The sequence below is a fragment of the Thioclava sp. genome, assembly GCF_048263065.1.
Taxonomy (GTDB): Bacteria; Pseudomonadota; Alphaproteobacteria; order Rhodobacterales; family Rhodobacteraceae; genus Thioclava.
In genome coordinates, this window is the sequence record NZ_JBLXEM010000001.1 from 514,155 (window position 1) to 527,730 (window position 13,576).

16 protein-coding genes are annotated in these 13,576 nt (G+C 60.0%); 9 read left to right on the forward strand and 7 right to left on the reverse strand.

The features are described from left to right. Nucleotides 1-59 precede the first annotated feature (59 nt). Together ACN0SD_RS02610 and mscL are read left to right on the forward strand one after the other, a co-directional pair. Complete coding sequence (locus ACN0SD_RS02610; protein WP_417806650.1) at nt 60-692, forward strand: hypothetical protein; 633 nt, start codon at nt 60-62, stop codon at nt 690-692. 309 nt (nt 693-1,001) lie between these two features. Beyond that, nucleotides 1,002-1,430, forward strand: a complete 429-nt coding sequence (gene mscL, locus ACN0SD_RS02615; protein ID WP_417806651.1) for a large conductance mechanosensitive channel protein MscL — start codon at nt 1,002-1,004, stop codon at nt 1,428-1,430. A 55-nt stretch (nt 1,431-1,485) separates the two neighbouring features. On the opposite strand, the gene ald is transcribed toward mscL, so the two are convergent. Further along, nucleotides 1,486-2,610, reverse strand: a complete 1,125-nt coding sequence (gene ald / locus ACN0SD_RS02620) for an alanine dehydrogenase (RefSeq protein ID WP_417806652.1) — start codon at nt 2,608-2,610, stop codon at nt 1,486-1,488. A gap of 144 nt (nt 2,611-2,754) precedes the next feature. Here ald and ACN0SD_RS02625 point away from each other — a divergent pair, with 144 nt between their 5' ends. Further along, complete coding sequence (locus ACN0SD_RS02625; RefSeq protein ID WP_417806653.1) at nt 2,755-3,219, forward strand: Lrp/AsnC family transcriptional regulator; 465 nt, start codon at nt 2,755-2,757, stop codon at nt 3,217-3,219. Nucleotide 3,220: 1 nt separating this feature from the next. On the opposite strand, the gene ACN0SD_RS02630 is transcribed toward ACN0SD_RS02625, so the two are convergent. Together ACN0SD_RS02630 and rpsU are read right to left on the reverse strand one after the other, a co-directional pair. Next, nucleotides 3,221-4,606, reverse strand: a complete 1,386-nt coding sequence (locus ACN0SD_RS02630; protein WP_417806654.1) for a TrkH family potassium uptake protein — start codon at nt 4,604-4,606, stop codon at nt 3,221-3,223. Between the two features lie 252 nt (nt 4,607-4,858). Next, nucleotides 4,859-5,065, reverse strand: a complete 207-nt coding sequence (gene rpsU / locus ACN0SD_RS02635; protein WP_011748553.1) for a 30S ribosomal protein S21 — start codon at nt 5,063-5,065, stop codon at nt 4,859-4,861. 104 nt (nt 5,066-5,169) lie between these two features. On the opposite strand from rpsU, the gene ACN0SD_RS02640 reads away from it, so the two are divergent. Genes ACN0SD_RS02640 through ACN0SD_RS02650 form a run of 3 tightly spaced genes read left to right on the forward strand, consistent with a single transcriptional unit; the run spans nt 5,170 to nt 7,223 of the window. Beyond that, nucleotides 5,170-5,838, forward strand: a complete 669-nt coding sequence (locus ACN0SD_RS02640; protein WP_417806655.1) for a COQ9 family protein — start codon at nt 5,170-5,172, stop codon at nt 5,836-5,838. Further along, a complete protein-coding gene (locus ACN0SD_RS02645; protein WP_417806656.1) occupies nt 5,838-6,830 on the forward strand; it encodes an NAD(P)H-quinone oxidoreductase in 993 nt (330 codons plus the stop codon). Before ACN0SD_RS02640 ends, ACN0SD_RS02645 begins: the two co-directional genes overlap by 1 nt. Nucleotides 6,831-6,851: 21 nt before the next feature. Next, on the forward strand, nt 6,852-7,223 hold the full coding sequence (locus ACN0SD_RS02650) for an STAS/SEC14 domain-containing protein (RefSeq protein ID WP_417806657.1): 372 nt from the start codon (nt 6,852-6,854) through the stop codon (nt 7,221-7,223). Here the strand turns inward: ACN0SD_RS02650 and ACN0SD_RS02655 are convergent. Next, entirely contained in the window at nt 7,220-7,858 is a 639-nt protein-coding gene (locus tag ACN0SD_RS02655) for a ribonuclease T2 family protein (protein WP_417806658.1), read from the reverse strand. The two genes, ACN0SD_RS02650 and ACN0SD_RS02655, sit on opposite strands and share 4 nt — an antisense overlap. Nucleotides 7,859-7,990: 132 nt before the next feature. On the opposite strand from ACN0SD_RS02655, the gene ACN0SD_RS02660 reads away from it, so the two are divergent. Further along, nucleotides 7,991-8,749, forward strand: a complete 759-nt coding sequence (locus ACN0SD_RS02660) for a DUF1013 domain-containing protein (RefSeq protein ID WP_417806659.1) — start codon at nt 7,991-7,993, stop codon at nt 8,747-8,749. 92 nt (nt 8,750-8,841) lie between these two features. Here ACN0SD_RS02660 and ACN0SD_RS02665 read toward each other — a convergent pair whose 3' ends face one another. The 3 genes from ACN0SD_RS02665 to ubiA form a co-directional block, all read right to left on the reverse strand. Then, complete coding sequence (locus tag ACN0SD_RS02665) at nt 8,842-9,168, reverse strand: hypothetical protein (protein ID WP_417806660.1); 327 nt, start codon at nt 9,166-9,168, stop codon at nt 8,842-8,844. Between the two features lie 11 nt (nt 9,169-9,179). Beyond that, nucleotides 9,180-11,216, reverse strand: coding sequence for an OmpA family protein (locus ACN0SD_RS02670; RefSeq protein WP_417806661.1), 2,037 nt, complete (start codon nt 11,214-11,216; stop codon nt 9,180-9,182). Nucleotides 11,217-11,293: 77 nt separating this feature from the next. Next, nucleotides 11,294-12,277, reverse strand: a complete 984-nt coding sequence (ubiA, locus tag ACN0SD_RS02675) for a 4-hydroxybenzoate octaprenyltransferase (protein ID WP_417806662.1) — start codon at nt 12,275-12,277, stop codon at nt 11,294-11,296. Between the two features lie 12 nt (nt 12,278-12,289). Between ubiA and ACN0SD_RS02680 the strand changes: the two genes are divergently transcribed. Both ACN0SD_RS02680 and ACN0SD_RS02685 read left to right on the forward strand, forming a co-directional pair. After that, nucleotides 12,290-13,015, forward strand: a complete 726-nt coding sequence (locus ACN0SD_RS02680; protein ID WP_417806663.1) for a 16S rRNA (uracil(1498)-N(3))-methyltransferase — start codon at nt 12,290-12,292, stop codon at nt 13,013-13,015. Beyond that, nucleotides 13,012-13,545, forward strand: a complete 534-nt coding sequence (locus tag ACN0SD_RS02685; RefSeq protein WP_417806664.1) for a hypothetical protein — start codon at nt 13,012-13,014, stop codon at nt 13,543-13,545. Before ACN0SD_RS02680 ends, ACN0SD_RS02685 begins: the two co-directional genes overlap by 4 nt. The last annotated feature ends 31 nt before the right edge of the window (nt 13,546-13,576 follow it).

Sequence of the window (13,576 nt, forward strand, 5' to 3'; positions counted from 1 at the left end):
CACTCCTTGTTCACTCTCTCGTGGCAGCGTGCAAATGCTGCCATAGGAGGGACGCTGCCATGTTCCAAGATGCTTACTGGGCCGATGCTGGTCCAAACCAATCGCGTGCAGAATTCGGTGGGGCCTACCCGATCGAAGCCGCGTTGGATGAATTGCGCCTTGCCGCGCGCGATCTTGCTTTTGCTGAAGCTGCCGAAATGATTGCGCAAAACCGTATTACGGTCATAGACGGAATGATTGCCGCATGTGAGGCCGATGCTGCGGAGTGTGCGGCGAGTGAGGCGGCGGCCTTAAGCGATGCGGCAGCGAATTTGCGCGAAGAGAGGGCGTCGCTGGCAGAAACACTACCGCTGGAACGCGCGTTTCGCGCCGATCAACGCGATCTTGCCAGCGCCCGGATCGCAGCGGTGCAAACGCGGCTTAAGGCATGGCTTGATGACCCTGCGGCGATTGAAGTCCCGTTCAATCCCAATATCGCCCCTGATGAGGCGATTGCATTGGCGCAAGAGGGGCTGGCATGCTCACCCGAAGAGATCGCGATGGCAGCACGATCGGATGCCCGCGCGCGCCTGTATGAGGTATCCTCAGGTGAGGCGCTTGATATTTCGCCCGTCGCGCCTGTCACCAATACGTATTGCGCGGCTTGGGTTGCGGGGCGCTTGGTCGCGCGCGCACGGGCACGGCGACATTAAGCGCGCTGGGCGACACTACGGCTGCGGCGCATCGCGGTTGGATTGTCTTGCGGCGCAGGGTGGCAGAGAAGCCTTTTCGCAGCACGCCTGAAATCTGGGTCAAATTCGGCGTGAGACAAAAGTAGTGCTGAAGATGTTTCATACCACTGGCAGATCAACGCCCGGGCAATAGGGGCTCTTGGCAGGCTAGTAACGGAACGCTCAGTCTCAGAAGGGGGTGAACATAGATGGAAACTCGCCATGCGCGGTTAATCTATGTTAACGTTTTCCTGCTCGAAACCGGTTCGGGTTATCTCTAAGGGGCAGAGAATGATTCAAGAGTTCAAGGATTTCATTGCAAAGGGCAATGTAATGGATATGGCGGTCGGCATTATCGTCGGCGCCGCGTTTACCGCAATCGTGACTTCGCTGGTGGGTGATCTGATCAACCCGATCATCGGTTTGGTCACTGGTGGGATCGATTTCTCCAATAAATACGCCGTGCTGTCTGGCGAGGTTCCCGCTGGGGCAAGTCTTGCAGCCGCACGCGATGCGGGGGCTTCGGTTTTTGCCTACGGCTCGTTCATCATGGCCGTCATCAACTTCCTGATCATCGCTTTCGTGGTGTTCATGCTGGTCAAGATGGTGAACCGCGTCAAATCCGCCGCAGAAAAACCAGATGACGTCGCGCCCGAAGTGGCGACCGGTCCGAGCGAGCTTGATGTCTTGCTTGAAATTCGCGATTCCTTGAAAAAATAAGTCGACTTAACACTGATTGACCAAGGCCCGGGAAAGCCCCGGGCCTTTTGTCGTTTTACTGTGCTGCGTGCAGCAGCGTTTCCGTTTTGCTGAGCGGTAGGTTCAGCGCTTCGGCCACCGCAGGATAGGTGATCTGGCCGTCATGCACGTTAAGTCCGGCGGCAAGGTGGGGGTCCTCGGCGCAGGCGCGTTCCCAGCCTTTATCGGCAAGTGCCAGCATAAAGGGTTGGGTCGCATTCGACAGCGCCAGCGTTGCCGTGCGCGCTACCGCGCCGGGCATATTCGCCACGCAATAATGCACAATGCCGTCGACCTCATAGATCGGATCATCATGTGTGGTCGCGTGCGAGGTTTCCACGCAGCCGCCCTGATCAATCGCCACATCAACAATCGCAGCGCCCGGCTTCATCGTTTTCAACATATCGCGCGTCACCAATTTGGGCGCAGCCGCCCCCGGTATCAGCACCGCGCCAATCACCAGATCGGCCCCGGCCACGAACTCGGCGGTCTCGGCTTTCGACGAATAGGCGGTGCGAAACAGCCCCGCGAATGTGTCATCGAGATAGCGCAGACGCGGCAACGAGCGATCCAGCACCGTCACATCCGCTCCCATCCCAGCGGCCACGCGTGCCGCATGCGTGCCGACCACGCCGCCGCCGATCACGACAACTTTGGCGGGCGGCACGCCGGGCACGCCCCCCATCAAAACGCCACGCCCACCATTGGCTTTTTGCAGCGACCAAGCACCCATTTGCGGTGCAAGCCGCCCGGCAACTTCCGACATCGGTGCGAGCAGCGGCAGTGTGCCGTCTTTGGCCGTCACGGTTTCATAGGCGATGCAGGTTGCGCCCGATTGCATCAACTCGCGCGCTTGCGTCTCATCTGCGGCCAGATGCAGATAGGTGAACAGGATCTGACCTTTGCGCAGCATCGCGCGCTCGTCCGCTTGCGGCTCTTTGACCTTTACGATCATGTCGACCGCTTCAAAAACAGCCTTAGCGTCGGGCGAAATCTTGACACCCACCGCCTCGTAATCAGCATCCTCAAAGCCCGCGCCCAACCCCGCGCCCGCCTCGACAAGGACTTCGTGGCCATGTGCCACCGCTTCTTGGGCCGCAGCTGGTGTCAGCCCGACCCGATATTCGCGTGTTTTGATTTCACGCACCGTTCCGATTTTCATCGCGTTTCCTCCTCCGATGGTCGTGTAACGTCCGTAAGTCATTATGAGTTTCGTCGCGCGGCAATGGTTTGCCAATAATCGGTTGTTGCCGGGACGCGCCGCCGATATCTTCGGTCAAGACAGCCTAAATCGACAGGAACTTGCATGGACGGCAAATTGGACGCGACAGACCGTCGGTTGTTGACGGTGTTGCAAAAGTCGGGACGAATCTCGAATGCCGACCTGAGCGAGAGGGTGAACCTCTCGCCCTCGGCCTGTCATCGGCGTGTGCAGCGGCTGGAGGAAGAGGGGTATATCCGTGATTATGTGGCGCTTTTGGATGCGCGTAAGATGGGGCGTACAACGGTAATCTACGTCGAGATCAAGCTGTCGGGGCAGGCGGATGAAATCCTTGCCGCCTTTGAACGCGAGGTGCAAAGAGTGCCCGAAGTGCTTGAGTGTCATTTGATGGCGGGATCTGCGGATTATTTGCTGAAGGTCGTCGCCAAAGACACCGAAGATTTCGCGCGTTTGCATCGCGCCAAACTGGCGTGCCTGCCCGGCGTAATGCAGATCCAGTCAAGTTTTTCGCTGAAATGCGTGCAATGGACGACCGCGCTGCCGGTTTGACTTAGGCGCGCCAAAAGCGCGGGAGGAAGAGCACGAGGATTGCTAGCATCCCGATCCGTCCCAGCAACATCGCCAGCGTCATCAGCCATGTCGCTGTATTGGAAAACTCGGCCATCGTGCCACTGCTGGCGCTAAGTGGTCCGACGGCATACCCGATATTTCCCAGCGCCCCCCAAGTGGCAAACAGCGCCGAGATGAAATCGGCACCTGTCATCGAGATCGCGACCGAAATCACGCCAAGCGCCAGAATGTAGCCTGTGAAATACAAGATCAGTGAGGAGAGCACGTCTTCCTCAAGAACCTTGCCGTAGAGCCGTGGTAAAATCACCCGATGCGGAGCATGTAACCGGCGCACCGAGGTGCGGATGACCGCCGCCAGCGCCTGCCAGCGAAACACCGAAAGCGCGCCGGAACTTGATCCGGTGCAGCCCCCGATCAGCCCGACCCAATAGACCAGCACCACGCCGAAACTGCCCCAATGGGTCACGTCCGAGGTGCCAAATCCGGTGCCTGTCATAATCGAGGACAGGTTGAAACTGCTGTCGCGCAACACCTCTTCGAATGTGCCTTGGCGATGCAGGTAGCGCCAGATCAGCAAGGCACCCAAGGCAATCGCGAACCAGCGTAGAAAGGCGCGCACTTGGTGATCCTCCCAAAACGGGCGCAGATTGCCGTGGCCAAACTGGACGTAGCGAATGAACGGTAGCGCCGAGGCGAGCATGAAAAACGTCCCGGCATATTGTGCGGCGGGCGGAAAGCCTGCGAAGCTGGTGTCATGGGTGCCAAATCCCCCCGTCGCAAGCGTCGCCATCGCGTAGCAAATTGCATCGAAAGGGGTCATGCCGGTAGAGGCGTAGCTGACAGCGCAGATAAATGTCAGCGCGCCGTAAACCCAAAGCAGCGATTTCGCGATGTCGCGGGCGCGCGGCATCACCTTGCCCAGCGTATCAAATCCTTCGGTCTGGAAATAACGCATCCCGCCAATGCGCAGCACCGGCAGGAAAATCATCGCGACAAAGGCAATACCAAGCCCGCCAAACCAGTTCAGCATCGCGCGCCATAGCAGCACCGAGCGCGGCAGGTCATCAAGATCGGTGAAAACGGTGTAGCCGGTGGTGGTGATTCCTGAAGCGGCCTCGAAATAGGCGTTTGTAAAGGTGACATGCGGCGCGCCCTCAATGAAGGGAAGAGAGGCGAACAGCGGCACGGCCAACCAGATCGCGGCGGTCAGAAGATAGGCTTGCCGGGTGGTTAGCCCGTCATTGCTTTCACCGCGCGTCGCCATCGCAAGCAGGGTGCCCACCAGTATCGTTTCAATCGCAGCTTCAAGGAATTCCTGCCAATTCGGGTTGGCGTCGTGAAGGTCAATCACTATCGGCAGCAGCATTGACGCGCCCAACGCCGCAAGGATGAGACCAAGCAAATGTATGACGGGCCGGACATCGGGCATGATTGAAAACGATTCCAGCCTTAAGAGCCAATGCGTGGGGAGAGGGTAGGCGATGCAAGGGTTTAGGCAAGGTTAAATCGGCGGTGCGGGGTTTGGAAAACCAAAAACCCCCGACGGCGAAGCCACGGGGGTCATCAGCGCGGGCAAGCCCGCCAGCATTTTCAGACGCCTCAAGCGGCGTAAAGGCGCTTAGAGCGCGCCTTCGCGCTGTGCCTTCTTGCGTGCCAATTTACGGGCACGACGAACGGCCTCGGCTTTCTCGCGCGCTTTTTTGACGGAGGGCTTCTCGAAATGTTGCTTGAGCTTCATTTCACGAAACACACCCTCGCGCTGAAGTTTTTTCTTCAGAGCACGAAGCGCCTGTTCGACGTTGTTGTCGCGAACGCTGACCTGCATGTGGTGTCACCACCTTCCTAAGTTAGAGTTGCAGTTGCTTGCAGGAGCGCCCCATATAGGGGGGAAAGGCTGGCTTGTCTACTGCCGCCAACAGAGGAAACGCGATGAAAAACGATCATATCGACATGGACCGCGCCCGCGCCGAGCTATTAACCGTGATCAAGCCGCATGTGCCCTTTGATGGCTGGTCCGAGCCCTCATTTCGCGCCGCCGTGGCTGATCTGGGGATCGATTCGGGCTTGGCGCGCGTGATTTGCCCGCGCGGGGCGGTTGATTTGGCGGTTGCCTATCATCGCGAGGGCGATGCGCTGATGCTGGAAAAGCTGACCGAGGCCGACCTGTCGGGGATGAAATTTCGCGACCGGATCGCCACGGCGGTGCGGTTTCGTCTTGAGGTAAGCGATCCTGAACTCGTGCGGCGCGGTGCTGCGGTGTTTGCGCTGCCCCACAATGCGGCGACGGGGTCGAAACTCGTCTGGGAGACTTGTGACAAGATCTGGCGCGCCTTGGGCGATCAAAGCGAGGATTATAATTGGTATTCCAAGCGGCTGACGCTGTCGGGCGTTTATTCGTCGACCGTGCTTTATTGGATGGGTGACACAAGTGACGATCACGCCAAGACTTGGGAGTTTCTCGATCGCCGTATCGAAGGCGTGATGCAATTCGAAAAAGTGAAGAGCAAGCTGTTGAAACTGCCCTTCGCAACACAAATCCTTGGGACGATCCGTGCGCCAAAACCGCGCGACGACATGCCGGGAAAGGAGGCGCGCTGATGAACCTGCCTGCACAGATGCGCTGCGTTGAAATTACCGAAGCTGGCGGGCCGGATGTGTTGGTGCAATCTTCGCGTGCCGTGCCAGTGCCGCACCACGGCGAGATCTTGATCGAGGTGGCCTATGCCGGCGTCAATCGCCCTGATGCGCTGCAACGTTTAGGGGCCTATCGCCCCCCGCCCGGTGCCTCGGATCTGCCGGGGTTGGAATGTTCAGGGCGTGTCGCGGCACTGGGGTCTGGTGTCACGCAATGGGCGGTCGGTGATGCCGTTTGCGCGCTGTTACCGGGTGGCGGCTATGCCGATTACGCGACCTGTCCTGCCGAACATGCTTTGCCGGTGCCCGTCGGGCTTGATCTGAAATCGGCGGCGTGCCTCCCCGAGACCTGTTTTACGGTTTGGTCTAACGTAGTGATGCGCGGCGGGCTCAAGGCTGGCGAGCGGTTCTTGGTGCATGGTGGTTCCAGCGGCATCGGCACGACCGCGATCCAGATTGCCAAGGCGCTGGGCGCGCGGGTGTTCACCACTGCGGGTAGTCCCGAGAAATGCGCTGCTTGCGAGGGGCTGGGCGCGAGTGCGATCAACTACAAGACTGGCGATTTCGTTGATATTCTGCGTGCCGAGGGTGGCGCGGATCTGATCCTCGACATGGTTGGCGGTAGCTATATCGCGCGCAATATCAAGGCGATGGCGGATGACGGGCGGATGGTGATGATCGCTTTTCTCGAAGGCCCCAAAGCTGAGATCAACTTTGCACAGGTCATGATGCGCCGCCTGTTGATCACCGGATCGACGCTGCGCCCGCAATCTGACGCGGCCAAGGCCGAAATCGCGGCACAATTGCGCGCGCATGTCTGGCCGATGATCAGCGCGGGCAAGCTGCGGGTGATCCATGATAGCGCCTATCCGCTGGCACAGGCCGCGATGGCGCATACCCGCATGGAATCAAGCCAGCACATCGGCAAGATCGTGTTGGAGGTAGCCGGCGGTTGATCCCGCCAAAGGAGGTGAATGATGAGCGATGGATTCAAAATTCTAGACGGATTTTCCGACCCCGTTCTGGCCGTCGAGGCGCGTGGCAAGGTCGATGCCCAAGCCTATGAGACGGTGCTGATCCCTGCGATCGAAGACAAGATTTCCGCGCTTGGCAAGGTCAAGCTGCTTTATATCATCGGCGAGAGCTTTGACGGGTTCACGCTGGGCGCGGCTTGGGATGACACCAAAGTCGGGCTGACGCATCTGGGCGATTTCAGCAAGATTGCACTGGTGACTGATGTGGAATGGATCAGGCTGGGGATGCGCGCCTTTGCCCCAATGATCCCCGGCGAGGTGCGCTTGTTTTCGCTAGCCGAACGTCAGCAGGCCGAAGATTGGATTTCGGCCTAGCGCACTTTCTCCATCAACGCGCCGCTGAGGGTGCAATCGCGAATTGTGTCTGCGCCACAGCGGCGCGGGCTTAGGTCTTTGCGCAGGCAGACGCGGACCTCTTGGATGCGGCCCTGTTTGCAGGTGATTGTGACCTCATCGGCGGATAGATCGGGGTTGGATTCCAGAAATGCCTGCTCCACCACCTTAGCGGGCAGTTTTACGTCGCGTTTGAGGTGGGCGAAGACCGGGGGAATCACCACGCTGTCATAAGCTTTGCGCGCGGTCTCGAAATACTGACTGGCCGAAAGCCCGGCGCAGCGCCCGTGCTTTTTCCACTGATACCAAGCCGTGCCCGGCGCACCCATGATGTCCTCCATCTGGGCGGTTTGCGTCTTGGACGGGTCGCGCGCGGTGGTGTGGCAATAGCTGGGCCAGCCCTGTTCGTTTTGCGGCCAAAGCCCATGCAGAACAAATGAGAAATCGTTGCGCGCGTCGCATTGTGGCGAGTGGCGCGCGTCCCCTGTCGTGGCGCACCACGTGGGTGACCAGCTGAGCGACAGCACATAATAGTCGAAATTTCCCGCCTTCCCACCATCGGCATGGGCGAGCGTTGCGCTTAGTATCAGGGTAACAGCTAGAACAAGGGCTTTCATTTTCTCTTTTCTCCGGGCGCGCAAACGACTATATGGGCCTCAATTCCCCTTCCAGAAATGGACCGCGGCAGGGAACGTCCTTCGCCGCAGCCGGTTTCTCGGCCTGGGAGAGATATGTAAAGGATGGCCGCGATGACGAACAAGCCCCTCATGGCAAAGGCCACCGCCGTGTGGCTGGTGGACAATACGACGCTCACCTTCAAACAGGTCGCGGATTTCTGCGGCATGCACGAGCTTGAGGTGCAAGGCATCGCTGATGGCGATGTGGCATCTGGCGTGAAAGGCCAAGACCCGGTCGCCGCCAACCAGCTTGATCAGGCCGAAATCGACAAGGCCGAAGCGGACCCGCTGTATAAGCTGAAGTTGAAATTCAACGCCGCCGCCGTGGGCGAGGATAAACGCCGCGGCCCGCGCTACACGCCGCTATCCAAACGTCAGGATCGCCCGAACGCGATTTTGTGGCTGGTGAAATTCCACCCCGAACTGGCCGATGCGCAGATCGCGCGCCTCGTGGGCACCACCAAACCGACGATCCAGTCGATCCGCGAGCGCACGCATTGGAACATCCAAAGCATGACGCCGATTGATCCGGTCGCGCTGGGCCTGTGCCGTCAGACCGAATTGGACGGCGAAGTGCAGAAAGCTGCCAAGAAATCCTCGGCCGAGGGCGTGATGAGCGATGATGAACGGCGCAAACTGGTCTCGACCGAGCAGTCCTTGGGCATGCCCGACGAGCCGCGCCTGCCCAGTTCGATTGCGGGGCTTGAGAACTTCACCTCGTCCGATCTCAAGGATGAGAACGAGGACGACAAGAAAGATTTCTCGAATGCCGATAGCTTCTTCAACCTGCCAGAGGATGATGAAGACGACGAGGATGACGACAAGAAATAAGGCACCCCTGCGCTTATATACGAAAGGCCGCTTCTTCGGGGGCGGCCTTTTGCGTGGCTGGGCTGAGATCGTTTCTGTGGGCGCTGGCCGCCTTAAGCCTGTTGCATCCGTTCGATATAGGCGCGCAACTCTTCGGCCTCATGGCGGGCATCGCGCAGGCCATCCATTGCGGCGCGCAGCTCTGCTTCGGATTGGTTGAGCTGTGTGCTCAACTCCGCCTCGCGATGCTCGTAATAGGCGAGCGTCTGGTCGCGGTTCTCTTCGGCCTCATGCAAGGCTTGGGCCATCTGTTCCAGCTCGCCCATATCAGCGCGGCTGACGCGGGTCAGACGATGAATCAACCATGAGGCAAACCAGCCAAGTGCGAAGGCAACAAAGAGGGTGATTGCAGTGGCGATAACAAATTCGGTTCTATTCATATGCTGTCCTCTTAACCCTTCTTATCCAGATCCGCGGGGCGGCTGCGGGGGCGTGGTGTATCGGTTTCCGGCGTCTCAACCGGTATCGCTTCCGAACTGGCAGCGTCGGGCTGTGCCTCTTGCGCAGCGGGGGCACCATCATCGCCCGGAGCGGCTGTTGCATCATCTGTGATCGAACCGTTCCATTGCGGCTCGGCGGTGTCGGTGCCTTGGCTGCTTTCATCCAGACCGTTGTCCACAGGTGTCTCATCAAGCAGCACAAATTCGATCCGGCGGTTTTGTTCGCGCCCGGCTTCGGTGTCGTTAGTGGCAATTGGCTGGTCCTCGCCATAGCCCTTGGCGACCAGATTGCCGGTCAGAACACCGCGATCGAGCAGCCCGCTCAGCACCGCTTGCGCGCGCTCTTGCGAGAGCTGCAAGTTCATCTCGGCGCGGCCCTGATTGTCGGTATAGCCATCCACTTCCATCCGGAATTCGGTGCAGTTCTTCATCGCCGCCGCCAGCGCATCCAGTGATTTGACGCTATCTTCTGACACCTGAGCCGAGCCCGGATCAAAGTTGATCTTGGCCTTAGCCAGCGAGCCGTTCAGGCGACTTACACATTCCTTGCCATCGGGCAGGGCCAGTTTTTCATCCAGCCGCTTGTCATATTTCACCTGCAGATCCATCTGCACGTCTCCACCGATCTGACCCGTCAGCAAACGCGCGATCTTGTCCGAGGCTTGCGCATCGCCGGTGGTGCCTTTGACGCTGATCTCTTTGGCGGTCACGACCAGCGTGCCATCATGCAGCATCGTCAGCGCCTCAAGACCGGCCAATGTGCGCACCGGCCAACCTGCGGGCAAGGCTGCATCGACGCGCGTTGCGCCGTGGACCTGATCGTGGCCAAACTGGGCACGTGCATAGTTTTCGACCGCTTCACGTTGGCGCGCATCCAGAACGCGCCCCTTTAGGGTCACGTTACCCTTACCATCGCGGATCGCCGTGAATTGCGCCTCTGCGGCCTTTGCCGTGGCGTTGGGTTCCAATGTCGCTTTAAGCGAAAACACTGTCGGCAGATTGGATTCCAGCTCGCCCACCACGTCGTCAAAAGTTTTCTGATCGACCGTGGATTTCGCATCCAAGACGATGTCCGCATCCGAGAAGGTGACACTCCCTGCGCCGAGTTGCCCCAGCGAGGAGATCGCCATGCTCGCGGCCTTGGCCCAATCGGTCGAGGGCACGCCCATCCCGACGGTGCAGCTTAGCGTGCCTTTCGCCCCAGCCGCGCGGGCCGCTGCCAGAATTTGATCGCGTGCTTTGTCAGTATCGGCGGAACAGGCATCGAAATGCGGGCCGTCCGCGTCAATCAAAAAGCGCAGCGTAAACGGCGTGATCACTGGACGGGGCGCGGAAATATCATAATCAAGCTTAAGGTCGGCGGGGCGGCGACGTGCCAGCGAGGTCTCGACCCGGCCTTGTTCGGTCGGACTGTCGGTGATCGCCTCGACTGAAACCTTACCGGCCTGCACCGACACCTTGGAACGCGGCAGCGTCTCCAGCGTGCTAAGCCCGAACCTCATCGCCTCGTCCCAACCCGCAGGCACCGGATAATCGGCGGTTTCCAACAGATCAGTCACGCCCTCATCGCCCGCAACTTTTTTCAGGTTTTCGACAATTGCCTTGCGATCGACCGACACTGGCACCAGCCCGATCAGCGAGATCCCGTTTTCATTGCGCAGCATCTGCATGGAAAACGGCGGCGGGCTAAGCGCTGCGGTGTTTTCGACATCGGTATTGTCCACCACGCGCGAGCTGTCGACATATTTATCTGCCAGCGAAACGGCGCGAAAGCGCTCTGCCTCGGTGGGGGCCGTTCCGTTCAGGATGACTTGCAACCCGTCGGTCTGGACCTGCATCCAACCGTGGTCGTTGGTTTCCATCGCGAGGCGCACCTCGGATTTCGTGCGTTTTTCGATCACGGTGGCAGAGCCACCTGCGATTACCATCGACAAGATCAGGGCAATAACAAAAGCCGCAATGGTCATGAGCGTACTGCGCGAGCGCATTTGTTAGATTTCCTCCCCGGCGGACTTGGTTGCTCATTCTTTAAGGTGCGGGAGGGCGGGGATCAATCGCAAGGAGTCTACACGATTGCGCCAATGGCAAGAAACAGCGCGCCCAGCAGCCCCGTATTGCGATTGGAGCGAAACAGATCGAGGCAAATATCGGGATTGTCGATGTCAAGATTACGCATCTGCCACAGCATGTGCCAGCCCATCGCCCAAGGCGCGCAAAGCGACAGGGCAAGGCGCAGCGGCCCGGCGTTTGGCAACAGCGCCATCAGCACCGCGATGCTCATCAGCGAGACAGAGGTGATCAGAAACCCGCCCAGCCATTTCGCGCTGTCATCGCCAAACAGCCGCGCTGTGGATTTCACCCCGATCAGCGCGTCATCCTCTTTGTCCTGATGGGCGTAGATCGTGTCGTAAAACAGCGTCCAGACCAGCCCCGAAAGATAGAGCAGCACCGGCGGCCAAGATAGCGATCCGGTATGCGCCACCCATGCCAGAAGCGCGCCCCAGTTAAACGCAATCCCCAGGAAAACCTGCGGCCACCAAGTGAAACGCTTGGCAAACGGATAGATCGCAACCGGCGCAAGCGAGACGATCCCCAGCAAAATTGCCGGGGCATTAAAGGTCAGCAGGATTGCATAGGAAATCGCCGCCTGAAGCGCCAGCCAGACCAGCGCCGCCTTGACGCTGACCTGCCCCGAGGGGATCGGGCGCGAGCGGGTGCGAGCGACGCCCGCGTCGATCTTGCGGTCGGTGATGTCATTCCAAGTGCAGCCCGCACCGCGCATCAAAAACGCGCCAACCGCGCACCCCAAAGCCAGCCACAGATCACGCCAGACGAACCCGCCGGTATGGGCAGCGGCCAGCGCAATTCCCCACCAGCAGGGCAGCAACAACAACCACGTTCCAATCGGGCGATCTGCGCGGCTAAGTCGCAGGAAGGGGCGCGACCACGCAGGCGCGATCCGGTCCACCCAATTACCACGATAGGCATCGGCAACCGTGCCGGTGCTGTCTGGGTGTGCCGCCTCTGGCGTTTCGGTTTTTCCGCTCATAAAGTCCGCCCTATGGAACGTGCCAAGATCAGACTCTCAATAGAGCACCCGCTGGGCGCGGGGCAAGCCGTGCCGCTTGACCCCGATCAGGCGCATTACCTTTTCGCGGTGATGCGGCTGGAAATTGGCGCCCGCGTGGCCCTGTTTAACGGGCGCGACGGGGAATGGACCGCCGAGGTCGCCGAGGCGCATAAAAAGCGTGGTGTTCTGGTTTGTGTCGCGCAGGCGGCGGCGCAGCTTGATCCGCCCGATCTGTGGCTGATCTTCGCGCCGATCAAAAAAGAGCGCACCGATTTCATCGTCGAAAAGGCGACCGAGCTGGGCTGTGCGCGCATCCTGCCGATGCAAAGCGAGTTTACCAATTCCGCCCGTATCCGCCAGGACCGCCTGCAAGCCCATGCCCGCGAGGCCGCCGAGCAATGCCTTGGTACCTTCGTCCCGCCGGTCGCGGATTTGCAGCCGCTGGCTAAACTGCTGGATGGTTGGGATGCCGCGCGCCGGATCCTGTGGGCCGATGAGGCGCTGGTTGGTCCAGCCGAGACGCTCGCCACTTTGCCGCCCGGTCCTTGGGCGATTCTGATCGGGCCAGAGGGTGGCTTTTCGCCGTCCGAGCGCGCCAAACTGCGGGATCTGCCTTTCGTCACTCCGATCAGCCTTGGCCCGCGAATTCTGCGCGCGGATACGGCGGTTTGCGCGGCGATTACCCTTTGGCAAATTGGCATCGGGGATTGGCAGTGATCCGCCCCGAACTGGCGCAAGCCCTACATCGCTGGCGTGAGGTGATCGCGGCCATTTGCGTGGTAGCCTTTGGCGGCTGGCTGATCTGGCTCGGCGGCTGGCTGCTGATCCCGCTCGGGGCTGCAGCCTGCGCTATCGGCGTTGCCTTTGCGCTGATTGCGCTGCGCCGCTTGCGGTTTGCGCGTGCGGTCGGCGCACCGGGGCTGGTCGAGGTGGTCGAAGGGCGGATTTCCTATTTTGCGGCATCGCGTGCCCGCGCGATTGGCGGCCCAGATAGCAGCGCGCCCCAAGGCATGGGCGGTGAGCTAGCGCTGCGCGAGCTGGTCGAGATCCGCTTGCTGCATCTGTCGGGGCGTCAATATTGGCGGTTGCGCACCATCGGGGGCGAAGCATTGCTGATCCCGCTTGAGGCCGCCGGGGCCGAGACGCTGTACGATGCCTTTGCCAGCCTGCCCGGTATCGACATGGGGGCGCTGTCTTCGGCGCTGGATCGGCCCCTCACCGCACAGAGCCTGTGGATTCGAAAATAGGTTTCGCGCTTGACTTGCAGGCTAGGTCGCG

Bases quoted from the DNA above. Each gene is read 5' to 3' on its own strand.
- ACN0SD_RS02610 (WP_417806650.1), top strand. From the start codon at position 60: ATGTTCCAAGATGCTTACTGGGCCGATGCTGGTCCAAACCAATCGCGT.
- mscL (WP_417806651.1), top strand. From the start codon at position 1,002: ATGATTCAAGAGTTCAAGGATTTCATTGCAAAGGGCAATGTAATGGAT.
- ald (WP_417806652.1), bottom strand. From the start codon at position 2,610: ATGAAAATCGGAACGGTGCGTGAAATCAAAACACGCGAATATCGGGTC.
- ACN0SD_RS02625 (WP_417806653.1), top strand. From the start codon at position 2,755: ATGGACGGCAAATTGGACGCGACAGACCGTCGGTTGTTGACGGTGTTG.
- ACN0SD_RS02630 (WP_417806654.1), bottom strand. From the start codon at position 4,606: ATGCTGCTGCCGATAGTGATTGACCTTCACGACGCCAACCCGAATTGG.
- rpsU (WP_011748553.1), bottom strand. From the start codon at position 5,065: ATGCAGGTCAGCGTTCGCGACAACAACGTCGAACAGGCGCTTCGTGCT.
- ACN0SD_RS02640 (WP_417806655.1), top strand. From the start codon at position 5,170: ATGAAAAACGATCATATCGACATGGACCGCGCCCGCGCCGAGCTATTA.
- ACN0SD_RS02645 (WP_417806656.1), top strand. From the start codon at position 5,838: ATGAACCTGCCTGCACAGATGCGCTGCGTTGAAATTACCGAAGCTGGC.
- ACN0SD_RS02650 (WP_417806657.1), top strand. From the start codon at position 6,852: ATGAGCGATGGATTCAAAATTCTAGACGGATTTTCCGACCCCGTTCTG.
- ACN0SD_RS02655 (WP_417806658.1), bottom strand. From the start codon at position 7,858: ATGAAAGCCCTTGTTCTAGCTGTTACCCTGATACTAAGCGCAACGCTC.
- ACN0SD_RS02660 (WP_417806659.1), top strand. From the start codon at position 7,991: ATGACGAACAAGCCCCTCATGGCAAAGGCCACCGCCGTGTGGCTGGTG.
- ACN0SD_RS02665 (WP_417806660.1), bottom strand. From the start codon at position 9,168: ATGAATAGAACCGAATTTGTTATCGCCACTGCAATCACCCTCTTTGTT.
- ACN0SD_RS02670 (WP_417806661.1), bottom strand. From the start codon at position 11,216: ATGCGCTCGCGCAGTACGCTCATGACCATTGCGGCTTTTGTTATTGCC.
- ubiA (WP_417806662.1), bottom strand. From the start codon at position 12,277: ATGAGCGGAAAAACCGAAACGCCAGAGGCGGCACACCCAGACAGCACC.
- ACN0SD_RS02680 (WP_417806663.1), top strand. From the start codon at position 12,290: ATGGAACGTGCCAAGATCAGACTCTCAATAGAGCACCCGCTGGGCGCG.